This is a genomic window from Halobacteriovorax sp. (genome assembly GCF_048381875.1).
Lineage (GTDB): Bacteria > Bdellovibrionota > Bacteriovoracia > Bacteriovoracales > Bacteriovoracaceae > Halobacteriovorax_A > Halobacteriovorax_A vibrionivorans.
The window spans coordinates 127,640-150,961 of the sequence record NZ_JBLXBP010000003.1 but is presented as its reverse complement, the minus strand read 5'-3'; the positions used below and the strand labels follow the sequence as shown (position 1 = coordinate 150,961).

General features: G+C 35.4%; 25 protein-coding genes, 1 tRNA gene and 1 pseudogene. 7 read left to right on the top strand and 20 right to left on the bottom strand.

From position 1 onward, the window contains the following. Positions 1-249 precede the first annotated feature (249 nt). From ACN5L8_RS09285 to ACN5L8_RS09255, 7 genes and pseudogenes are all read right to left on the bottom strand, one after another. Positions 250-1,626, bottom strand: a pseudogene (locus ACN5L8_RS09285) (HAMP domain-containing methyl-accepting chemotaxis protein); the annotation flags it as partial. 329 nt (positions 1,627-1,955) lie between these two features. Continuing rightward, entirely contained in the window at positions 1,956-2,924 is a 969-nt protein-coding gene (locus ACN5L8_RS09280; RefSeq protein ID WP_419172881.1) for an FAD:protein FMN transferase, read from the bottom strand. Next, positions 2,924-3,361, bottom strand: a complete 438-nt coding sequence (locus ACN5L8_RS09275; RefSeq protein ID WP_419168064.1) for a TlpA family protein disulfide reductase — start codon at positions 3,359-3,361, stop codon at positions 2,924-2,926. Before ACN5L8_RS09275 ends, ACN5L8_RS09280 begins: the two co-directional genes overlap by 1 nt. A gap of 7 nt (positions 3,362-3,368) precedes the next feature. Continuing rightward, entirely contained in the window at positions 3,369-4,454 is a 1,086-nt protein-coding gene (locus ACN5L8_RS09270) for a DUF3570 domain-containing protein (protein ID WP_419172880.1), read from the bottom strand. A gap of 64 nt (positions 4,455-4,518) precedes the next feature. Further along, positions 4,519-4,722, bottom strand: a complete 204-nt coding sequence (locus ACN5L8_RS09265; protein ID WP_419172879.1) for a DUF4266 domain-containing protein — start codon at positions 4,720-4,722, stop codon at positions 4,519-4,521. Between the two features lie 100 nt (positions 4,723-4,822). After that, complete coding sequence (locus ACN5L8_RS09260) at positions 4,823-6,169, bottom strand: hypothetical protein (RefSeq protein WP_419172878.1); 1,347 nt, start codon at positions 6,167-6,169, stop codon at positions 4,823-4,825. Between the two features lie 2 nt (positions 6,170-6,171). Further along, positions 6,172-7,557: a hypothetical protein gene (locus tag ACN5L8_RS09255; RefSeq protein WP_419168061.1), complete on the bottom strand. Its 1,386-nt coding sequence runs from the start codon at positions 7,555-7,557 to the stop codon at positions 6,172-6,174. 172 nt (positions 7,558-7,729) lie between these two features. On the opposite strand from ACN5L8_RS09255, the gene ACN5L8_RS09250 reads away from it, so the two are divergent. From ACN5L8_RS09250 to ACN5L8_RS09240, 3 genes are all read left to right on the top strand, one after another. Beyond that, the gene (locus tag ACN5L8_RS09250) at positions 7,730-8,302 is read left to right on the top strand and encodes an outer membrane beta-barrel protein (RefSeq protein ID WP_120405503.1); all 573 of its coding nucleotides are present in this window, start codon (positions 7,730-7,732) and stop codon (positions 8,300-8,302) included. 211 nt (positions 8,303-8,513) lie between these two features. Further along, entirely contained in the window at positions 8,514-9,254 is a 741-nt protein-coding gene (locus ACN5L8_RS09245) for a hypothetical protein (RefSeq protein WP_114705738.1), read from the top strand. An 11-nt stretch (positions 9,255-9,265) separates the two neighbouring features. Beyond that, positions 9,266-9,520: a DUF6868 family protein gene (locus tag ACN5L8_RS09240; protein WP_419168058.1), complete on the top strand. Its 255-nt coding sequence runs from the start codon at positions 9,266-9,268 to the stop codon at positions 9,518-9,520. Positions 9,521-9,522: 2 nt separating this feature from the next. Here ACN5L8_RS09240 and ACN5L8_RS09235 read toward each other — a convergent pair whose 3' ends face one another. The 6 genes from ACN5L8_RS09235 to ACN5L8_RS09210 form a co-directional block, all read right to left on the bottom strand. After that, entirely contained in the window at positions 9,523-10,443 is a 921-nt protein-coding gene (locus tag ACN5L8_RS09235; protein WP_419172877.1) for a hypothetical protein, read from the bottom strand. Between the two features lie 8 nt (positions 10,444-10,451). Continuing rightward, the gene (locus tag ACN5L8_RS09230; RefSeq protein WP_419172876.1) at positions 10,452-12,854 is read right to left on the bottom strand and encodes a fimbria/pilus outer membrane usher protein; all 2,403 of its coding nucleotides are present in this window, start codon (positions 12,852-12,854) and stop codon (positions 10,452-10,454) included. Further along, a complete protein-coding gene (locus tag ACN5L8_RS09225; protein WP_419172875.1) occupies positions 12,844-13,536 on the bottom strand; it encodes a molecular chaperone in 693 nt (230 codons plus the stop codon). Before ACN5L8_RS09225 ends, ACN5L8_RS09230 begins: the two co-directional genes overlap by 11 nt. 61 nt (positions 13,537-13,597) lie before the next feature. Next, a complete protein-coding gene (locus ACN5L8_RS09220) occupies positions 13,598-13,834 on the bottom strand; it encodes a hypothetical protein (RefSeq protein ID WP_419172874.1) in 237 nt (78 codons plus the stop codon). Between the two features lie 43 nt (positions 13,835-13,877). After that, a complete protein-coding gene (locus ACN5L8_RS09215) occupies positions 13,878-14,345 on the bottom strand; it encodes a fimbrial protein (protein ID WP_419172873.1) in 468 nt (155 codons plus the stop codon). Positions 14,346-14,551: 206 nt separating this feature from the next. Then, entirely contained in the window at positions 14,552-14,740 is a 189-nt protein-coding gene (locus tag ACN5L8_RS09210; protein WP_419172872.1) for a DUF1232 domain-containing protein, read from the bottom strand. Between the two features lie 147 nt (positions 14,741-14,887). On the opposite strand from ACN5L8_RS09210, the gene ACN5L8_RS09205 reads away from it, so the two are divergent. Both ACN5L8_RS09205 and ACN5L8_RS09200 read left to right on the top strand, forming a co-directional pair. Continuing rightward, entirely contained in the window at positions 14,888-16,477 is a 1,590-nt protein-coding gene (locus tag ACN5L8_RS09205) for a cache domain-containing protein (RefSeq protein ID WP_419172871.1), read from the top strand. Positions 16,478-16,793: 316 nt separating this feature from the next. Beyond that, positions 16,794-17,138 (top strand): hypothetical protein, encoded by a 345-nt coding sequence (locus tag ACN5L8_RS09200; protein WP_419172870.1) that lies wholly within the window; start codon positions 16,794-16,796, stop codon positions 17,136-17,138. Here the strand turns inward: ACN5L8_RS09200 and ACN5L8_RS09195 are convergent. Both ACN5L8_RS09195 and ACN5L8_RS09190 read right to left on the bottom strand, forming a co-directional pair. Then, the gene (locus ACN5L8_RS09195; RefSeq protein WP_419172869.1) at positions 17,135-17,740 is read right to left on the bottom strand and encodes a hypothetical protein; all 606 of its coding nucleotides are present in this window, start codon (positions 17,738-17,740) and stop codon (positions 17,135-17,137) included. The two genes, ACN5L8_RS09200 and ACN5L8_RS09195, sit on opposite strands and share 4 nt — an antisense overlap. Then, complete coding sequence (locus tag ACN5L8_RS09190; RefSeq protein ID WP_114705745.1) at positions 17,730-18,527, bottom strand: biosynthetic peptidoglycan transglycosylase; 798 nt, start codon at positions 18,525-18,527, stop codon at positions 17,730-17,732. The genes ACN5L8_RS09195 and ACN5L8_RS09190 overlap by 11 nt, the downstream gene beginning before the upstream one ends. Positions 18,528-18,727: 200 nt before the next feature. Between ACN5L8_RS09190 and ACN5L8_RS09185 the strand changes: the two genes are divergently transcribed. Further along, complete coding sequence (locus ACN5L8_RS09185) at positions 18,728-19,558, top strand: hypothetical protein (RefSeq protein WP_412473833.1); 831 nt, start codon at positions 18,728-18,730, stop codon at positions 19,556-19,558. 17 nt (positions 19,559-19,575) lie between these two features. On the opposite strand, the gene ACN5L8_RS09180 is transcribed toward ACN5L8_RS09185, so the two are convergent. From ACN5L8_RS09180 to dapF, 4 genes are read right to left on the bottom strand one after another with little or no spacing between them, the layout of a single operon-like run. Further along, entirely contained in the window at positions 19,576-20,106 is a 531-nt protein-coding gene (locus ACN5L8_RS09180) for a TIGR00730 family Rossman fold protein (RefSeq protein ID WP_419172868.1), read from the bottom strand. Position 20,107: 1 nt separating this feature from the next. Beyond that, complete coding sequence (locus ACN5L8_RS09175) at positions 20,108-20,890, bottom strand: TlyA family RNA methyltransferase (protein WP_419172867.1); 783 nt, start codon at positions 20,888-20,890, stop codon at positions 20,108-20,110. Beyond that, complete coding sequence (locus tag ACN5L8_RS09170) at positions 20,890-21,279, bottom strand: hypothetical protein (protein ID WP_114705749.1); 390 nt, start codon at positions 21,277-21,279, stop codon at positions 20,890-20,892. Before ACN5L8_RS09170 ends, ACN5L8_RS09175 begins: the two co-directional genes overlap by 1 nt. After that, entirely contained in the window at positions 21,272-22,060 is a 789-nt protein-coding gene (gene dapF, locus ACN5L8_RS09165) for a diaminopimelate epimerase (RefSeq protein ID WP_120405508.1), read from the bottom strand. The genes ACN5L8_RS09170 and dapF overlap by 8 nt, the downstream gene beginning before the upstream one ends. 133 nt (positions 22,061-22,193) lie before the next feature. Here dapF and ACN5L8_RS09160 point away from each other — a divergent pair. Further along, positions 22,194-22,270, top strand: a tRNA-Ile gene (locus ACN5L8_RS09160). A gap of 715 nt (positions 22,271-22,985) precedes the next feature. On the opposite strand, the gene ACN5L8_RS09155 is transcribed toward ACN5L8_RS09160, so the two are convergent. Continuing rightward, positions 22,986-23,267 (bottom strand): hypothetical protein, encoded by a 282-nt coding sequence (locus tag ACN5L8_RS09155; RefSeq protein WP_419172866.1) that lies wholly within the window; start codon positions 23,265-23,267, stop codon positions 22,986-22,988. Between the last annotated feature and the right edge of the window lie 55 nt (positions 23,268-23,322).

The window sequence follows — 23,322 nt, the reverse complement described above, 5'->3', positions numbered from 1 at the left end:
TTCACTATCTGGAATTTGAATACTTGAAACCTTCTTTTCCAATGATACGACTTTCGCTTTCGTATCATTTACACCTAGGATAAGGCTTTTAATATCACCGATAGACTTATTTAAAATTGAGACTTGCCCTTGAAGCTGAGTTGAGACCAATGATGAATCTTGAGCAATACCAGTATTTGACTTTGAAAGAACATCGACATGTGAAAGCGCAGTTTGTAGCTGATTGATTCCACTTGATTGCTCCTGTGTCGCCGATGAGATCTCACCTACAGAAGAAGAAACTCCTTCTACACTAGTAACAATACTTTCTAGAATATCTTCACATTCTTTGGCTATATCAGTTCCCGTTGTGACGCTTGATCTAGCCTCATCAACCACTTTAGAAAAACGATTCTTTGTGTCTTCGATGATATTATTAACTTGTGTAACACTTGAAGAGAGCATTTCAGTGATTTCAACAGCTGCACCACCACTCATCTGGGCAAGTTTACCTACTTCCTCTGCAACAACAGCAAATCCCTTACCTGCTTCACCGGCCCTTGCCGCTTCAACAGATGCATTAAAAGAGAGAAGCTTTGTTTGAAAAACAATGTCATTAATGATTTGAGTTTTCTCATCAATACTACTTATGAGAGAAGCAATCTCTTTCATTTTATCGTTATTTAAATCAAGTTCATTCACAATCGTATCAATACTTGTATTAATTGAACTCATCGATAGATTCATATCCACAACAATATTCTTTCCTTTAGAAGCACGATCATAGCTTTCCGTCGCAAGCTGCGATGACTTCATTGCATTATCAGCAGTCATTTTAACCATTGAGCCAATTTCTTCTAATGAAGCTGAAGATTCATGTAATGCGGCATCCTGTTCCTGACTGGCCTCTGATAACTCTGAAGATGTTTTTGAAATATCAGAAGCATTAGAAGTTAAAACAGAAGAACTCTTTGTAAGACTATCTAATGTTTTGCGAATTGAATTAGACATTCTATTTGCAAATGTTACTCCCACTGTTAATCCAATTCCAGTTCCTAAAATCATAACAACAATAAGTAACATATCAATGAATTCAATTTCTTTAGAAACATCATTTGAAAGAGCAACAGCATTCTTTAATTCAATTTTAATACTATCATTATATTCATCTAAGGCTTGTTGAAAATTGCCTGCTGCCTCTGGGCAATGAACTAAAAAGATTTCTAATAGCTTTGCTCGTGCATCTGCATCATAAACCTTACCTAATTCAATCGCCTTAACACCAACACTTTTAAAGTCTTCCCACTGCCTGTCGAGCCTATTATAAAGCTCTAACTCTTCTTTGCTTGTTACATATGCTTTAAGCTCTTTTGAAGCATTCTCATAATTATTAACATATTTCAAAGCATTATTAATTGCGCTGGTACGATTATCTAAACTGAGATTCTCAAGCCCTAATGTTCTAACTTGAATTCGTATTTTCTGATAATTAACATCCATTGTATTAAGAAGAGCAGTTCTAGGAATAACTCTCTTTGCTACATCATCTGAAACTTTTGAAAAAGTTATAAAACCATAGAGAGCAACTCCCCCAATCATTAAACTTACACAAGACATAAATACACATAATAATACCAGTTTTTTCTTAAAACTTAGGTTGGTAAACATAAACTCTCTCTCCAATTTTTTCACTCACAAGATCTGTTTTTACATCTCGGTGAAAAAATATTTTATTTACAAAAAAAAGAATATTTAGGCCATATAGTCGAAGAAACTTCAATAATGAAAGCATAGTTACAGGCACTTACTAAATAAACTCTTCGCTAATAAACAGAATATATTCGCGACTCATTTTCACAAATGACTTTTATAGACAACTTTGTAAGAGATTGAATTAATTATGTAATAACTATTATTTATTAACATTAGCTAATTTGGAAAAACATCCATTCTGCCAACTCAGTTTTGCACGGTCACTAAAGTCCAAATGATTTCAAAGCTTTTTGCGATAGATGGGATTGGCCATACTTGTCTATGATAAATCCAATAAATTTATGCTTATTGAGATAAAGAAGAGCATCCTTAACACAAAGATTCATTAAAATAGTGGCGGTTGTATCAGATGTAATTGCATCATCAGCAATTACTGTAGTAGCAATAATTTCATCATTACTACATCCATTCTTAGGATTAATTATATGGTGGTCAGCTTGGTTCTTTTCATGTTCATTAAAATGAATATATCCACCAGAGGAAGCAACACTTCCTTTTGATAATTGAATTACGCCAATTGATTTTGAACTATCTTTAGACAAGGGATTTCGAATTCCGATTCGCCATGGTCTTGGAGCACTATTATGTGAATGAACCCGAATATCACCAGAACCATTTACATAGAAATTAATAATTCCTTCTTTTTTAAGAAATTCATAAACATAGTCTACCGCATACCCTTTCCCAATACCGCCAAGCCCAATACGCATTTGTTCATGTGGTAGATAGATAGTCTTTGTTAGATGGTTTAATTTAATTTTTCGATAATCGATGTGTGCTTGAGCCTGTGTTCTCTCTAAAAAAGATAGAGTCCTTCCATCATTTTTTGCTTTTCTCCATATATGTCCCACACTTGCAAAAGAGATATCGAAAACACCTTTCGAAGCTTTCGATATTTGAAGGGATCTTTTTACTAGATTAAATATTTCATTATCAACCTTTACTGGTTTTATTCCAGCAAAATCATTAACCCTATTGAATGGACTGTCACAAAAGTCAGTTAACTTAGATTGGATGCGATGTACTTCCTCTTCAGCTTTTTTGAAGATGCTTATTACATCATGCTTAGATAAATGAGTTTGAGGAAAACAGAGTAATTGAAACTCGCCTCCCATTGCTCTAAATTTATGCTCACAGCGAATGGTACTTTCCCCTTCAATTTTTAGTGACACTATAAATCCTTGGGTGGCTTATCTGAGCTATAAAGTATATTCATATTATTATCAATCACAATAGAGCGTGGAAGCTCTGTTACATTTAACATTTTTGAAGTAGTGCGATCGCGATCTTCAAGAATCAAAAAAGAGAATTGATATTTTTTCATAAATTTCTTTATTTTCTTTTTCTTCTCTCCTGCATTAACTGCAACAAAGAGGATACCTTTAGATTCGTATTTTTTCTTTAAGGCCTCGAGTTCATCTAATTCTTGGATACACGCCGTACACCATGAAGCCCAAAAGTTTAGATAAATCTTTTTATATTTCTTAGTTGCAGACTTTAGTTGAAAACTTTCTTTCTTGTCATATATAGGAAGAGTAAAATCCTTAATGGTTTGCGCATTGATATTTAATGAAAGTAAAAAAGTAATTAAAAGTAGTATCTTTTTCATAAAAAACCTAGAATTGAAATCCGATTGATGACTGAACATATGCATAGATCAGTCCATTTGAGCGTTTAGCAGCAGTTATACCATTATTCCAAACCATTTCATCAAAGTCGATCCCATAGATTGTTTGTGTATCATAATGACTAGTTAACATCGTCGATAACTCGTATGAAGAAAAATCTTCGAGATCAGAGTCACTCGTCATATACTCTTCAGCAGTCGCAAAAGAATCAGCATAGTATTCAACACTTGATTGATTGTGGTATCTAAGAGCAACCTCAAAGAAGTCTTCATCATCATTTATTTCTTTTAGGAAAGCTAAACGAATTGTATGCGCATCGAGATCCCATTGATCAAAGTAATAGCGATATGAAGCATTCATCGCAAAAGTATCATCAAAAGCATGCACCCATGTTGAAGATAATGCATAACGATTTCTTGTTTCAGGAAGAACCTCAGCTTGTCTTACTCCACCAACTAAAACAGAGCTAGCAGTAGATTCAAGGTTCTTATTTGCATTTACATATGTAAGACCGAATTGAGCAATATCCTTTCTCGTTAAAATTTGTGAAGCTGTTAAGCTCGCAGCAAAAATATCACGAGGTAAGAATTCAGATATCGTTGCTGTTGGAGGGTTACTTAAGTCTTCAAATAACATAACTTCATCTTTGTAATACTGAAGACTAAGTCCGATAGTAAAATTATCCTTGGCCATTGATCGTTGAATTCCAATTGAACCATTAAAAGAGCGGTAATCATATTCAGAAGAGAATCCAACACCACCGCTTAATTCCCAGTCACCAATTTCTTTTCTTACACCAATATTTCCTGAAATACGCGACTGTCCACCACGTCCAGGCCCACTCGCTCCAGTTGCTCCATCAAGCTTTGTGTCTGATGCCGCTGTCCAAAAATCAAAAACAAAGTGAGCATTGATCGCGGTATCTTCAGTTATCTGATGCTCAACGAATAACATCGGCTCTACAACATTGGCTTCTTCTTTTCCAGAGTTATCAAAAACCTGATTACCATCGTCACTATTTTGATGATAGACATTAAAGAGAAGTTTAAACTTTGTTTTTCCTTCTTCTAACATTTCCGCAAAAGAGCTGCGTATAGAAACGAGCAACAGGAGTAGAGTGAAGAGCGTTTTTTTAAATTTAGTTACAACCACAACCACCTCCAACAGCAGAACTTCCACCAACAGCACCTTCTCTAAATGCACGTACTTCATTCTGAAAAACACTTTCTTCAGGGTGAGGATCTAATTGCATAATTTTCTTTGATAAGAGGCCTCGATCAATTTGATCGACATTTGCACATGATGCTAGAAAGAGCATCATTAAGACATAATATAATTTCATAACTAATCCTTGTTAAAATTATATTTTAAATCTCTAACCAGATTGACGGCAACAAATACTATTGTTTGCCATTAGCAACATATGTTTACATATTCATATATTACTTTGGTGTTAATGGACAAAGGGCATCCACAATAAGTGTCGGCGTTTTAGTAAACTCATCAAACCAAATACACTCTTTAAAGTCCTGATAATGATTCGTATAGAAAGTTTGTCCTATTAACCTTTTATGACATGTTGCAATTGATCCGTCATAGCTAGACTCTAGATTTTTTAATTTCTCCTTGAGTTGATTTAGAGTTTCTTCTGATAGTAATTGATGTATCTGACTTAGTGGTACTCCTGGACCTTTTGGATTCAAGTGATTTACGAAGAGTTGCTTCTCATTTTGTCGATTAAGAGGATAGTCTCTTAGCATCTGTTTTCGACAAACCTCAAAGCGATCGACGTAATCAGCTTCAGTAGCAAAGGCATCCCCCATTAATCGTGCAAGTTCAATATTTTGATAAAAATTAAACCACTGTCTTCTTCCTGGTTCAGTAGGAAGTTTGGTATTTCGCTTTAAGAAATCATAGAAGTAATTCTGGAACTCATAATTATATCCCCAAGGTGTATATTCTAAGGCCATATATAATCCAGAATCAGAAGAGAGCATCGCCGACTTAATTTGAGTAATCAACCTTCTAAATTGTTCAATATCTCTTAAATTTTGAATTGGGATTGTTAATGGGTTCATGCCTCGAAACTCAGCGTAGAGAGTTACAGCACGATTTGCCAGTTCACGATTAAGTTGTGCGCGGATCTTTGGCTCTATCGTTGAATCAAATAGACGAATATAAGTTTCAACAAGAGAGATAAAGCCTGCATCATTACCATCAGCATCTCGATTAAACACAAGTGTAAACCACGCACCTGCATACTTATCAAATGAGCTCACATAACCACTGGCACATAATTCACCAAATGTGAAAAAATCACCTGCCTGAAGTAATGCTCCATAGCGATCTTGTATATTCACATAGTCAGTATCACGCTCTCTTGCAAAAGTTGTTTTGTGAACTGCTATTTGAAATGCACTTTGGGTTTGTTGGTTTTGTTTATTTAAAATATCGTCGACATGGCCATTATAAACATTATTATAATACTTACTAAAAAAAGGGTTAAAGATATTTGTACCCACAACTTTTTGTTTAAACTCTAATTGAATATTAGATTGTTGAGTACCGACAAACTTATCTAACTCAAAGCAGGTATTTGATCTATTAAACAACTTTCTTGAAAACCCATCAAGAAGCTTCATGTGCCCATCAATCTGAGTAACTCTTGGATCATCAATATAAAGGGATGAATGAAAATTCTCTTCATTGATTTTATTATCATGTAGTGGCAGGGCCCATGAATAGGCCCCACCAAAAATTAGAATAAATATTAAGATTTTATTTTTCATAATTATGCATCATCTGGAATAATAACTCTTGAAAGCTCTGGCATACAGTAACTATCAAGAAGTGGTGAAACTGGTACACTCGTCGTACGGGCATCTAAACAAGCTGGAATATTTCTATAATGTACTTGATCAATTCCTTGCTCATGAATTTGTTTAATACATGCCAATGCTCCGGTTTCAGGATCTGGTGTTGGTTCTGCTTGGCCATAATTAAATTGATAATTGGCCGCAAGATACTCTTCAACTTTTTCTTGTGAGAGAACTGAATCAAATGCAGCAAGAGAGATTTCAGAGTTTTGATTATTTGGTTTTGTTAAATCAGAAAAATAAGTATTTTCCGGCTCATAACCACCATTAAAATCATCATCAACATTTAAATATTCATCTTCTAAAATACGACGACAATTACTGGCCTTAAAGTATTGATCAATTTGAGCGCGATCAATACGATCTAATTCACTGATAATTTCAGCATTAGCTTCTAAATTCTTCTTCTTTTCGAATAGAAGTTTACCTTCATCATCTTCAAGTTCTAACAGGTCTTGAAATTGTGTGTTCTCAATCCAAGGTGCAACTTCCATAGTTGTCACTCGACCTGCATTTGGATCCTGCATTGTTTTAACAACTGCTTGAACGGACTTTTTGAAACTATCAATATCTGTAGGAATAATATCAGCGATCTCACCTTTACCTAAACCATAGGCCCAAATATTGATTTCTAACCTTTTTGATTGTGTCTCTTCTCTAAATTCACTTGAAATTGTCGTATCAGATGAGCCACCAGAGAAGAATCCACGCATCTTAGCTTTTAGTTGTAATTCGAAATTTACATCTCGCTCACTAGAAGTTGTGCGATAACGAAGTAAACCTAAGAAACTCGAATGACGACCAATCGATCGAACATAATAAGGGCCGCAAGAGTCAAAGAAACCGACAACATCACCTTTTGCCAATAAGCTTTTTGCACTTTCACTTAGCTGACTTTCTCCTTCTGAAAGAGAATGGTAATAGCTATCAACATCAATATCAGCAAAGATATAATGGTAATGATAAGTATTTTCTCCAGAAACTTCCGTAAAGAGGTTTACGTTTGTTTTTAAGAATAAGAATTTAAAGGTATTCTTTGTTTCAAAAGATTTTGTATACTGACTTTCCCAGTCCTGTTCAATTTCTAAGTAACGATATTTTAAGTCATATGATGGTTGAGTAGTTTTGACTTGCCCCATACAAGTACTTTGATACGTATTTGTTGCAATGGAATATCCCCTTCCCAAAACAGGGGAAATACCCAAGTCATTTAATCGATTATCTCGAATAACTCGTGATGAAGCAAAAACACTACTCGATAATATCGACAGTGTAACTGCCGCCCTCATTAAATTTTTCACATATCCTCCTATGATAATGTTTTCAAACCCTCTAAATAAAATATGATTAATAAAAAGATATGTAGGTAACTAAGTCAATTTAAGCTCTAGTAAATTCAGGCAAATAAAAACTAAAGGATGATCAAAATTACCGCTAACATTAACGACGCTTAGAATATGAGATAATTTTAGAATGAAAAATATCTTACGTTTTGTTTCATTTATCTTAATTATCTCTTCTTCAACTAGCGTATTGGCCTATGGGAATATCTCAAAAGGAAATCTCACAATTGAGCCAATAGTCGGATACGAAAGAGTCCAGTCGATTCTTCCAACGCCTCATACATCAAATCGATTGTTTTACGGTGCTCGTGCTAATTGGGGACCACAGTATTTGTCCCTAGAAGCAGAAGTTACTCAATCAAAAGAAGATGAGACTTATAATTCTGGTACCGTCGAAATGGCCGAGACATCAACAAATTACAAACTTGGTTTAAGAAGTGCATACAATATTGGCTCTTCACTACGCTGGTATTTGCGTGCAGGAGCTAGTGCTCGTGAAAGTAAGTACGAAAGAACAGAGGCAGGAGTTACCACTACACAGGAGCCTGCGACATACGTTTCACCTTATGCAGGAAGTGGTCTAAGTATAAATATGCTTGGAGTATTCTCTCTTAATGCAGGTATTACAGCTGTTTTCACAAATCATCGCGAAATAGAAGAACCTGAATATCAATCATCACTTGGGTTCTCAATTAGAATATAGAATAAAAAAAAAGGCCCTTACCGAAGTGTAAGGGCCTCTTTTCATGCTCGCAGCAAGAGCTACAAGCTGAGCAGAGCAACCGAGTGAAGCTCTACCATCTTTAATATACCATCAAAACATGTTCACCAGAGTTAAGATTTCCTAAATTTGCTCTATTGTTTAGACCATCAATTTTCTATAAAATATAAAGGCCAATCAATGGGAGGATTTGATGATCAAGTTACTAGTGCTAGTAAGTGCACTTTTTATGACTTCATGTGCGACAAAAGTTCATGGTTTAAGAAAAACAGCTGATTTCACATATAGTAATGTTGTGAACGGACGCCTTACTATTGGAGGCATCACTCACACAACAGAAAAATGGGATTATAAGAAGAAGATTAATCTGGCCAATCAATTTCGTACAGATGTTCAGGAACAAAGAAAAGACATCATCATCGATAGCACAAGCTATCTCGTTAAGCGTATGGGACGAGGCCTCTATAGAGAGATGCTTAGAGAAATCGAAGAGGATTCAACATTATCTGAACAATCTCTAACTCTATTAAACCAAAACCTAACAGATCGCCGCTATATTGCCTTTGCTCGTATTGAAAATGACATCACAAGAAACTCACGTGAAACTGAAGATGTAACAGATACAGAAGGAAAAGCAACAGGAGACAAGAAACTTACGACAACTACAAATCGAGATATGGATATTAACTTCTTTGTCTATGATATAAGAAATAAGTATCTCGCTTGGAATGGATTGATAAAAAAGAGTGGATCTAATTCCCTAGACTATCACATTGAAAAGAAAAATGGATTAGTTCAGTTTTTTGATTTAATTACAGGGTCAAAACAAGGCAGTCTTGATAAGAAATACCCTTACCCTAAAAAACCTAGTGAAAGGTATATCTTAAGTCGAGCTTTCTCAGGTTTTGCACAAAACTTACCTGAAAAGGACTAGAGGAAAGAATTATGGAGATCAATATCAATAGCATCACAGAGTTTCTAGGATGGTGTACACTTATTAATTTTGGTCTCCTCACCCTTTCGACTATCTCCATCGTATTATTTCGAAAATTTATTATAAGAACACACTCAACTCTTTTTGGAATAAAAGAAAAGAAATTACCTAAAATATACTTCAAGTATCTTGCTAACTTTAAACTTGTTGTCATCCTATTAAATTTAACACCCTATATTGCCTTGAAGCTTATGAAGATGTACTAAATTCACCAAGCTTTTACTGTTACAGTAATTACATCTTCGTAGTCACCTGTTTCAGCACTTGTTGGGACCGTCCCCAATTTTACATTAATGGGATAGTTTTCAGCATTGATACTTGTTCCTGAATTACGTTGAAACATATAAGTCTCTTGTCCTGGATTTGAAAGTGATTGATATGAAGTTGGCCCAACTTGAATCTGATACGGGATATTGGTACTCCCCTTTTTTAAAACAGAGCCATTTTGTGAAGTCATATAAACCCCAAAGCCAACATTACCTTTGACATTTAAAGAGGCACTTTGAATTTCATTAGAGGTCATAACGCCAAAGTCCATTACATACTGAGTTGCAGCTGGATCGTGTGCGCCCCCCAAAGGCACAAGACTCAATTCAGCATAACGTGGAATAATTAACTGTAAATAGAAATAGGCCGTTGATTCATAAGTTAACTCGCCATTATCTTTAACACTGTAGAAACTGATTTGTAAGCTATCGCCAAAGTAACCCGTTCCAGTTGAGAACACAGAATCGAGATCCACCTGCTTTACAAAGAAATTAAAATTATAATCTGTATTATTCGCAGGAAGACTTCCAGAGATATACTCACTTGGCTGACTAGCATCAGGATAGTCTTTTAATACGGTTACAAGGCTGCTATCACTATAGAGATTATAAGGTATTGATGAGCTACCGCTGCTAGCTTGTCTATTATAATTTCCTGCTCCACCTCGACTAAAGAATGCTCTAAATGTACGACATCTATTTGCATTATTCTCTCTTTTAATTATAAAGCTATGTGAAACAGCTTGAACACTATTTGTCAGAGTTCCTGTAAAGTTATTACTTGTAACAGTATAATCACACTCTCTAGCAGAGAATACCTGATGTGAGAATAATACTATAAAAACCAGAATAACTTTCTTCATATTTACACCTAATTAATATTTATCCTACCTATATCGACTATCCCTTTCAAACCATTTTTGATTGAAAGTTTTCGAATTTTCTTTCCACTAACTTTTAATAAGGTATCCCCAACATCAACTTTATCAACAAAGAAGCTACCATCTCGATCAGTAAAGAAGACTTTACTACCTAGCTGACACACCTCTAGAGAAACAGGCTTCCCATTTCTAGTCAGCTTCCCTTTTAAACTAAAGAGTCCGTTATCTTTCACTTTAATAAGATGCCCAGATTTATAAGTAGGAAAGAGAATAAACTTTTCTTTTTCTAAGCTTGTTCCATAATTTAATAGTGATGGATCTAGCTGCACATCACGATATTGGTAAGCGACCATGTCAGTAATGGCAAGATCACCTAAGAGAGGTGACTTTGTATCTGCAAAGGAAGATGTGGACTTAATAACTAATTTTTGATTACTTAACTCATCACTCGTTTTGAAGATAGCAAAACTATTTGTATTAGTTCTCGCCTGTGCAAAGCCAAAACCATCATCGTAAGCAAAGAGTGTTGTCGTCGAAAGTCCAATACCTAGTTGTTTATATGACTCATTTGATGAAAGTCTCGAATATCGACTTCTTAAATAGAAGTCGGCCATAGGCGTAGGAAGACTTGAAGAGAAACTCACTTGAGAAGATGTCTTATCGTCATCAGCAGATATAGTATAACGAGGAGTATATAGTTCACTACTATTATCTTGAGTGTATGAAATTCGTGAGGTTTTATTATCAAAATCGTGGAAAGCTGAAATATAGCGATTCTTTGAAGGAAATGACCAAGTTAAAAAGGCCGAAACAGAATTGTCGTCTCCAAGAGTCGAGTCTTTAGTATGAGCAGCATAAACACTTAAATTTAAATGTCTTGTTGGATTGTAGTTGATTGAGCCTCTGACAAACTTCTTATTCCCATCAGATGCTTCTTTATAATCAGCTAAACCTGCACCGATATTTAACGATCCTCTCTTAAATAGAGGAAGAGCTAAGTTTAATTGATAATTATTTTTTAAAAGCTTGATATTAAGATCTGAACTAGAACGAAAACTATTTACAAAATTTTCATACCGAAAAGTTGCTGAAAAATTTTCGAGTAATACACCTGCAACATCTTGGTACTGCCAAGTTAGCGCTGTAGCAACACCATCACTATCATCAGAATTTTTAGAAAATGCATTTCCTAAGAATAAATTACCAAATTTCGTGCTTACACCATTTAATAATCCTGTTAACTTGAAATCAGCATCACTTTGAAAATAACCACCCGTTGTATACCAATCATTAACACCATATTGAATAAAACCACTATAAAAGTCATCATCAAAGTAGGACCTCGTAATACCTGAATCATCAATTTGTCTTCCGGCACTAATTGAGTAATCAAACTCTCCACTTTTTAACACTGACACAGATGTTGGAATATCAAATTCTAGAATTTGCTTTACACCAGCTCCATCATCAATTTCTACCCTTACATTATTCATCCCATTAACAAGAGGAAGCTTTGATAACTTATAATTTCCAGCTGGTAGAATTTCACTTTTAACAAGAGTTCCATTTACATAGGTACGAACCTTTGAACGAGTTGTAATTTGAAATTCTTTTTCTCCTTGAGAATACGGTGTCTCATAAGGATTTATTGAAAATTGTTTTCTAACGTTTAGACCACCAACGGCCTTTGATTGCATAAAACCTAATCGTCCGGTTGTTGTATCTCCAAGTCGGGTGCGCATGCGAAGGTTTTCAAAGTCTTTAGTTAAACTGAAATCACGTCTTGACCATTCACTATATGGTGTAGCAGAACGAGATTCATCGTAAAACCCATTCATCTCAAGGACATAAGACTTCATATTAATAAATGACTTAATATTAAGAGAGAAGTTCTCACCACCTAAGTAATCGTCACCATAAGTCTTATCGAGAACATAATTGATTGATCCCGCTATTGGAGCAGGCCTTATATCAAGTCCAGCATACTTAACTTTTGGATTCTCTTCTAATGAATAGTAAACGGGACTTAAGTCAGAAAGGTCCACATCAACTAAGACTTTTAAACTCTGTGAGTCATACCTTATTTTATAGGGAAGTGATTCAGCAATCACCCATTTCTTTGATGTATCAAAGGCTTTAAAGCTTTCTTCTTTTAGAATTGATTTTAGCTTCAAGCTTAGAACTTTACTATTATAGGCCTTAATACGATCGCCACTAACTTGAACCTCGACATCTCCGAGCGACTTGCCTTGGACGACAATCTCAAGATAGGTTTCAAAAACACTTTCTCCAAAGACACTTTTAAAAAGTTCACTTTGTGACTGTGCAAGAGCATGACTCGGATAAGTAAGACTTAAGAGCAGTGAAATATAGAGAAGCTTATTACTTATCAAACTTGATATTAACCTTATAACCAGAAGTAAGATTCAAATCATTCTTAAACTTAAATACTCTAGTGGTGTTTGCCAAAATATTTTGACCATTTAAATTATCGAGGGCCTTACGTGATAAGCTAAGCTTTTTCTTACCTTTTACAAAACTTACTTCTAGGTTCTTAATATACTGATGGGTATTCCCAGAGTTTCTCAAGGTTAGATATATCCAATTATTCTTCGCTTCATACTTTAATGCTTCAACTTTAGAAAATGGCCTCTTTGCTGGAATATAGACGACATTCATATACTTAAGAAGCATCTTTATCCCGCCGCGGTTTTTCTTTTCACCTTTAGAAACTTTCAAAGGAACTTGTTCTGCAACAACTCGATAAACTCGCTCTGTCTCTAAAGAGCTTGGGCCACTCCAATCAACTCGAATTGTCTTTCTCTCACCTGGTGAAATTATTAATTGCGGTGGAAAGACTTTTATATCATTCGTAACTGGAAGCTTTTCTGTTCCATCTTTATTTTGGAGACGCAGAAAGCCTTTTACCGTAACAGGAATAATTTCTGTTGTTGTATTTTCAATAAGAAATTGAGTTGATTTTTGCTTATTATTTATATCGATAGTTTGGCTTGTTGGCCTGAAAGTGAATGAAAATAATAATGGTATTATTGCCAGTAAAACAATTCGTTTCAAGTCTCCTCCCAAGAGTCTATAACTGCTCTACTATTATAACTGATTAATCTCGTTTTAGATATTAGTGGAAAGATATCTCGTAAATTTCGTGATTGATTTTTCTAACTTTTCTGATGGTATATGACTGCTTATCAATATTAGATTTGATGGTATCCTTGCCGCCTTTTTCTTTATTATTTGTGACAACTTTCACAGATGCAGGAACCCTACCTCTTAGCCGCAAGGTCTTTCCTCTTTGAGCAAAACTCACTTGAGAGATAAGCATAAATAACAAAAAAGGCAGAGTAATTGACTTCATTACTCTGCCTTTCGGTTATCTGACTAAAAAACTTTAGTATTTATTAGTTTACTGCAATTGTAAGTGTCACTGTGTCTTCGTAATCACCTTGAATTAGGTCTTCGTGTGGAACACCTGTGTATGAGATTGTTAAGTCTTTATCAACATTTACGCTTGCCGCTGATGGAAATGTAAAAACATCTGTTGTTGATAGGTCAACATCCGCACCATCATATTTTAGGTCATAATCAATTGAAGATGATCCTACTGACTCATGTACTAGACTTCCACTATTAGCCGACTGAAATGAAACTGTGTAACCCGAAACAGAGTTTGAAGCTTCATTTACTGTCGCTACTTTTGAATCTGCTTGAGTTGTATCTAGTGGAAGTGTTGAAGCTAGTGCTTCTGGCGTAACTGTAATTGATACAATTGCAGGTACTGTTCCTTTGAGAACAAGTGAACCTGTTGTTGCTGCCATTGCTGAAGTTGATAAGATTGATGTGATAAATAGGGCCTTAAATACTTTCATTTTCATTCCTCTTTTTTGTGTGGTTAATAATTCAACACCTTATATGTAAGCAACAACAGTGCCATAAAAGTTCATTGGCTTTCAGCTACTTACATAGCTTTATTGTATATTTTCTGTACGAATGTCACAATATGGTCAAAAAGTGGTCACCTTTGAGCACCTTCGACTAAGATTAGTGAGCAAAATGTCACCAGTATGAATAAATTCTACTTAGACTTTAGTTGTTTAATACAAGAAATGATCAATAAGACGGCACCGGCCTCGTCAAGATTGCCAATGTAGGGAAGATTATCCGGAATGATTTCAATGACACCTGCTGTTGGATTAAGAATATAGATAATACCGATGATGATTCCGATTGTGGGTATTATTCTCTTTGTCATTATATTCTTCATGGTGAATCTCATTTTTAAATAAAAGTAGTTTTATTATACACAAGTGTCAAAAATACCCTAAGTTAAAAATATTGAATTGCTAACCCTATTTACTTCAATGTCGATACGACCTCAAGAATCAAATTAGAAAGAGCTCGTAGGAGAAATATGAAAACATTTACAAAGAAACTTAGTCTTAATACCAAGATCTTATTAATGGCACTTATTCCATTTTTTATTTTCACTTCAATTTTTATTGCCTATTCATATGTTTCAACAAAAGAGGCACTTTTAAAAGAAAAGCGCCACCAAATTCAAGATGTCACAACAACAGCAATGAAGTTCTTAGTTGCAATGAATGAAAAGGTTGAAAAAGGTGAATACACAACTGAAGAAGCAAAGAGTATTAGTAAACACTATATTGAGACAATTCGTTATGGACGAGATCATGATGACTATATCTGGGTAAACGACTTACATCCTAACATGATCATCCATCCAAGTGAGTCCTTACAAGGAAAGAGTGTCGCAGATTTTAAAGATAAAGCAGGTAAGCCACTTTTTAATGATATTGTCACCCTTGTTAAGAAGCAAGACAAAGGATTCATTAACTATATCTGGAATAGTAAGAATGATAAGAATAAATTTGTTGAAAAATATTCTTATGTTGAATTATTTAAGCCATGGGGATGGGTTTTAGGAACAGGCATCTATGTTGAAGACGTTAATAACTATATTTTGAGTGTCTTTCTAAAGCAAGCTTCATTTGGAATTATTGGCTTATTAATTATTGCAGCAATCTTTACCTTTGTTTTAAAAACTGGTGTATCAACTCCTCTTCTTTTAATGGCCAATAAATTAAAGGAAACCTCTCAATTTGTAGCCCGTGGCTCAACAACAACACTGAATACATCGACGCAACTTTCAGCTGCCACTAATGAACAAGCGGCATCTCTTCAGGAAACAGTTGCTTCTGTTGATGAAATCTCATCAATGATTCGCAGAAATACAGAGTTTGCTGAAGAATCAAAAAAATCAGGAGAATTATCGGAAAGAGAGGTTCAAAATGGTAAGCAAACAATTGATGAAATGCTTATGGCAATTGAGAACATCTCTGAGAATAATACTGATGCCATGAAAAAGATGGAGCATAGTAATAATCAAATTCAAGAGATTTTAAATATCATTAAAGAAATAGAAAGCAAGACCCAAGTTATTAACGATATTGTTTTTCAAACGAAACTGCTATCTTTTAATGCTTCAGTTGAGGCTGCAAGGTCTGGAGAAAGTGGGAAAGGATTTGCGGTCGTTGCCGAAGAAATTGGATCTTTAGCGTCAATGTCAGGGTCAGCTTCAGATGAGATAAAAGTCTTAATCGATGAATCTATTAAAAATGTAGAAAACATCGTTTCTCAAACGACAACAATGGTAAAAGACGTAATTGATAATAGCGGAAGAACAGTTGAAGCCGGCCGTACAAAAGCAAGCCAGTGTAAAGAGGTTCTGGATAAAATTGTTTTCAATGTTCAAAATGTTAATGGGAAAATTACTGAAATTGCGCATGCATGTTCGGAACAAACCCAGGGAGTTAATGAAATCACGAATGCAATCCGTCTAATTGATGAAACAACTCTTCAAAATAACAACTCGGCCCAAGAAGCTTCTAAAGAAGCGTCAAACCTTAAAAATCAAGCAAATAACCTTGATAATGTAGTTAAGTCAGTAATTGAACTTGTAAGTGGAAATAAAGCCGCCTAGCGGCATAATAATAGGGTGGAATATAACTTCCGCCCTATTATAGCTTCTATTAATCGCACTGTAGCGACACACAAACCCCAGTTTCAACAACCAAACTTTTATTTGACACTATCTACATTTATGCTAAGATAATTTCAGATTCAGATATTTATATCGGCTGGATGGAGTGTCCATTACTAAAAATTCATTTCTTCTTTCTTTTTATAGCAATTCTTTCTTATATACATTCTTTGAACAACCCTACACTCCTTCGGCCATATAAATCTGAATTCATATCTTTTTTGCGCTTATGAAGAAATCCACGTAAAATATTTTTATGGATAAGAAATTTGAAACTCTCTATTATTTTATGAATGAAAATGTATCTGTGATCGAAGTAAAGAAACTTGGTCTTGCAGATGACGCGAAAAAGGACCAACTTTATCAGTGGTATTTCATCTTAAATGAAGAGCTTTCTTTAGAAAAACTTGAGTTTGAGTCTGCATTCGTCGACCAAGTCAATGGCAATGAGATCAATGTTCGGAAGTTTAAAGATGCAGAATTTCGCTTTGATGATAGCTTTGGAAAATTTCAAAATAAAGAAGGCGGCCATATTATCATGAAAGTTCCAAATGCTGTCCTACCTCAACCATTAGAAGATTTGATTTCAAAAAACCTTTAAAATTTTTCTGAATAAACTTTTCGCCAAATCTCTAAGAGCTTAATTGGAATTGGCTCTTTTAAAGGTGAAATATCAAATTTTTCAAAAAGATACTTATCAGCGAGATCTTCACTTTCTTCAAATTGAAGGTTTCGCTTTTCTTGAATATCTAAATCACTTTGACAATTTCCACCTTCGCTTTGTCCCGGCTCACATGGATTGAAAGCAATACAGCCATAAGGCTTATGATCAACGCCTAGGCCACATCCAAAACTTGGATAAAAATAAAAAGGACATGTATAAGATTTTCTAAAAAACTCTCCAGTTCCTATTTGAATATATTTATCCAGCCTGAATTCAGATATGCAGTCCTCTAATCGTCTTCTTGTTTCTTGATTCAGTAGATCTTTTTCTTCTAGAGCTGCCATGGCCTCAAGTGCTTCAATCGATGTTATTTGCATTGAATTCGCTTCGTATGTACAACAGCGCCCAGTACAATTCATGCAATCAAGGCCTTTTTTCTCATTATCATACATTTGCTCAGATAAAAGAGCACGTCTTGTCTTAGCTTCTGCTAGGCCAACATCTGAATAGACATTTTTTAATAGTTCTTTAAAGTTCAAAGAATTCATCTTCTAGTATCTGCTTCTTATTTTTTACGGACTGTACTTTTGTTTTCTCAAATGAAAGATTTGAATCTCGGTAATCATCTAACTCTTCAGGTGTGATTACTTTTACGACTTTCAACTTATTCAAGATTGAATTTACAATTTTATTAGCAAACTCTGTTAACTCTTTATCGCGAAAAGACTGAGAGTATACTTTGGGATTTGGAAGTAACATTGCTAGAAATGCAGCCTCTTTTGGATTTAGATCATCTGGTCGTTTTTTAAAGTAAAACCAACTGGCCTCTGTGATACCGTAAAGTCCTTCTCCAAATTCAATGATATTTAAATAAGTTTCTAGGATCTTATCTTTTGTTAAACGATTCTCTAAATACATAGTCGAAAAGAGTTCAAATACTTTTCTTTGCAGACTTCTTTCACTCTTTGTATAGAGATTCTTTATCAGCTGCTGTGAGATCGTACTTGCCCCTCTTAACTTCTCTCCATTTAAATGATCCTTGATGGCCATGTAAATTTGCCTTAGATCAACTCCTTGATGGTTATAGAAGGACCAATCCTCACTAACAATAAAAGCATAGTAAACATGCTTTGGTAAGGCCTTAAGACTTGCCCACTTGCGAGGTCTCTTGTGAACGATACGGTAATGAATTGACTCATTCCTATATTCATTTTTGACGTAGCTATTTGCCAGTTTATTAATATTTAAAACTGGTACTTGCGTGAAGAGGTAACCACTGAGAAGCCCTCCTACAAGGATGAATAGTAGAATCATTTTCTTAAGCATTAGACGCAATATAGCATATTTTTACTTTACTTGAATAGTCCAGTATAGACATCTTCCCTACTGATCTCGTTCATATTATTAATAACTTAGCCTGCTAAATCGGCATTATTTACCGACATCGATAAAATCACCTTAATTAATTACGCATGCACTCCACAACACCCGATTCGTTTATTGCTACACAGACAAACGGAGTTGACATGTTTACAAAATCATTAAAAATGATGACGGCATCTTGCTGCCTCATATTCGCCACCACACAAACATTTGCCCAAGAGGAAGCCTCTTTCCCTATTGGTAGAATAACTCAATTAAATGCTCTATATACTTCACCTCAAGGTGACGGAAGCGCAAAAGAAGTTTCAATTGAAGGCTTTGGTGATTTCATAAATCCAAAACTTGAAGTTGAAAACTATAATGGAATCCTAATGTTTCGAGTAGAAAATGAAGCCTTTGAGCTCGATCTATCTTCTCTTCCAATTAGAGATGCCAATAAGATTGATCTTGATAATATTAATTATACAAATGGAAATGCTGACCTTTCACTGGGCCTAACAAATATTAATGCCACAGGTGAAGGGTTTAGAACGACACTTACAAACTCAAGAGTTCAATGCCAAAAAAGAGAACGCGAAGGAAGTGAATATGAACAACTTCTTCAAAACTGCTTCAACTATTTAACACTAAATGTGGATAAGGCCTATTTTAAAAGTGATGAAAGAAGTTTCTATAATGTAACAAATGAGTATGAAACACTTGGTGATGCTGTTGAGATCGATGGGATCAGTCTTAATATTCGAAATGGTAAATTTAATGGACACCTTAAAGGAAATATTTCTAAGGGTGTAAAAGTTAAATTTGAGGGCCGCTCTTCATACGATTTAGATAATAAGATTATCAATATAAAAATTGAAAAGGCAAAGGCCGGATTCTTTAACGTACGTCGTACAATCTTTAAAGAATTAGAGCGCTTCGAAAGTAATACTATCGAAGTTGATGAACCAAATATTTATATTATTCTACAAGACTAAAATATTCTGAGAGGATCTTAATTGATCCTCTCCATTAATTCTTCATTTGAATTCACAACAGTAATTAATTCATAATGCTCTTTTGAAACAAACCCTTCTGCTACAGAAAGCTCAATATGCTTAATTAAGTGATCAAAATAACCATTAACATTAACCAGATAAATTGGCTTTTTGTGATATTGAAGCTGGGCCCAAGTAGTTATCTCAAATAGCTCATCAAGAGTTCCAAAGCCTCCTGGATAAGTCACAAAGCAATCCGATAATTCATACATCTTCTCTTTACGTGTATGCATTGTTTCTACTTCAATAAACTCGGTTAAACCTTGATGTCCGACTTCCCAATCAATAAGTGACTTAGGCATTACACCTATAACGTGTCCATCTTTTGCAAGCATAGTATCAGCGATTTTTCCCATCACACCAATTGAGGCTCCACCGTAAACAAGGTAGTGGCAATTTCCGACAAGCTTTTCCCCCAGTTCAGTTGCCTGCTCTAAATAGACTTCACTCTTTCCACTTGATGATCCACAAAATACACATACTCTCATTCTATTCTCCAACTTCTTTAATTAACTCTTCTAATGTGAGACTCTCACTAAAGCTTTTATCTAAGTATAAGAAATACTCCTGATTTCCACTCTTTCGTCCTTTAATCACACAAGGCTTAAAACCTTTAATCTTAAGACCTATTGCCTCACATTGTATTTTCAATTCTTCTAGTGCACGAATGACGTATTCGCGTCCTTTAACAAGTCCCTTCTTACCAATACCTTCTCGTCCCACTTCAAATTGTGGTTTAAAAAGAAGAATCATTTCAGCATTATCCTTACTGATAGCAACAAGGTTATTCCAAATTAAATTCAGTGAAATAAATGACAGATCAGCGACACATAGATCAACCTTCTCTTCTAGCCCATTTAATTCACGAATATTTGTTCCCTCTAAATTAACAACTCTTTCATCATTAATAAGAGATGGATCAAGTTGTCCATGCCCAACGTCTATAGCAAAGACTTTCCTTGCTCCAAGGCCGAGGCAAAATTGAGTAAATCCGCCAGTGCTTGCTCCCACATCCGCTACGACTTTATCTTTTACATCAACATTAAAATGCTCAAAAGCCCCTGCTAATTTATGAAAGCCACGCCCGACTTCTTTGACATCATCAATTATTTCGATTTCTTCATCAGAGACTTTATAAGATGCTTTGGTAATAACCTTTCCAGCAATACGAACCCTTCCGTTTGCAATGATTTGCTGTGCTTTTGATCTTGTGGAAACAAGTCCTAAGTCTGCTAATTTCTTATCGAGTCTTTCTAAATTTGAATCGGACATTAGTGAACAACTGGTTTTATCTTTATTTTCGTTTTTTGACCAAGTTCTGGCTCATTGAAGATAACACTACCTTCGTGGCCTAGCTTAAGATCAAGTTTAAAACTTTTTGAAAGTGTTTTAGAGAGTACTCTTCCCTCGATTTCAACAAGTGAGCCTGGGCCATAAGTTGTTTCATCATCAATGAATGTACCTGAAAGTAAGAGATCAATTTTACTCTTCATAACAAATCGACTCATTTTATCTGGTTGTATATTTTCAACAAAATGAAGCTCACTCATAAGAATGGTTTGTCCCTCGAAGTCTTTTTCATGAGTCATTACCACTTCTACAAAGATTGTGGCATATGCACTTAAACTTAACAGAAGGCATAAAATGAGTTTTTTAATCATGGAATTCACCTGTGTAAATTAGCTTTGTTTGACCGCCAAGATAGATCATCTCCGCTGCTCTTTTGACAAATAGTATACCACCATTTGTTTGAAATTCTATTTCATCACTATGTTCATGGCCTTTATCCCAGAGCATACAAGCGGCCGCGACATTACCTGTACCGCAAGCAAAGGTCTCACCCTCAACACCTCTTTCATAAGTACGAATTCGGTACTCTCCATCATCTATTTTATGAATGAAGTTTGAGTTCACTCCCTCTGGAAAGTCTTTATCATAGCGAATACGCTTTCCTATTGTTTCGACGTCAACTTCTTGAGCGTCGTAGACCATAAATACGCAATGCTCAACACCTGTATTTACATACATTGAGTCAATGGCCTCTTCATATTTCCCAGAAATATCATAAAGGTCTTCATCTTTGATTGTGGCCATATGAACCCAAATTACATCTCCATCAAGTCCTGATGAATAAACACCGCTCTTAGTTGTAAATGTGAAATCAGAATTATGGGCATCAGTAACTCGACGGTAAAAATCCGTAATAGCTCGTGTGGCGTTTCCGCACATACTAACTTCCCCACCATCAGCATTAAGATAACGCATATGAAAGTCGTATTTATCAGAGTTCTCTAAGAAGACTACTCCGTCTGCACCGATTCCAAAGTTGCGCTGACAAAGCCTTTGCCACTTTTCTATATTGTGAACATCTTGCTTTCCATCACGGTTATCGATGACGATAAAGTCATTTCCATTAGAGCTGTATTTACTGAAATTTGTCATGAGAATATCATTTCATTATTTAATAAATTTGACTACTATCGCCAATTACACATCGCACCACCGCCATGTATCAAAATTTTGTAGCCAGATTACCAATTCTTAGTTAAATTTATATTTCAAATTACCAACTTATGGGACATTAGCTCAGTTGGTTAGAGCCCCCGGCTCATAACCGGGTGGTCACAAGTTCAAGTCTTGTATGTCCCACCATAAAAAAAGCCTCGGCATCTGCCGGGGCTTTTTTTATTTGTGCGATATTCAAGATTTTCAAATTTTGATCATGGAACAAGTTGTTGAGGCGGCAAATGCCACGATGGCATTTGAAGCCGAGCATCACTGACGAGCGAACACGAAGTGAGCGAGAGAGTGCCCCTCGCATAGCATGATATATTCTTGAACACAGGGGCCACCCGAAGGGTTGTCACACGGTCGTGAAAAAACATGCCCGATGGCATGTTTTTACTGTGAATGTGCCATGTAAAAAGATGTGTTTCGACTAGAGAGTTCACGACCGCAAGTCTTGTATACCGGAAAGCCGCGCTTCGCTAGTTTTCCTTAAGTCACATCCATCTATGCATCAACATATAAACTCTTAACCTGCAGAAAACTTAGCTCAATATTTTTAAAGCCTTATAACAATCGAAAAATTTAAACTTTTTGCATACAAAAAAGCCCCTGTTAAACAGGGGCTGATTTCTATTGCTAATAGAGCCCTTACTCGGGGAAGGGATAGAAGAATTATAACACGAACAAAGTTTCAATAAAAAGTCCTTTCTCCTGCTCAATGACGAGCATCCATAGGGAGAAATCATGGAGGATTTTTTATTGCTACTAGAGTTAGTAATTTGCTTACTTAATCTATTGATTATACTGAGCAAGTTCTAATTCGGGGAAGGGCGAGTGATCGCCCTTTTTTTTATGAACACTAACAATTCGGATCAATATCCGCATCACAAATTCCACACATCTCTTTCTTTGCTTCGTAATTTGTGTCTTTACAATAGCCAGTGTAGTCACCGTGGGCCAGATGATCTTCAACAGCGTCTTTAGCAATAAAGATCTCCTTAGCATTTGAAGGATTTCCTGGAGGTACATGACAAACAAGGGCCTTATTATCTTTTTTAGGACATCTTAGTAGAGGTCTACCTTTTGAAAAAACTGATGATGAAACCAAAGTTAAGGCCAAGGCCAAAATTGTATATTTCATAATTTCCCCCAAATTTCTTTCAAATATTATAACATGGGTTCAAGATATTTTTATT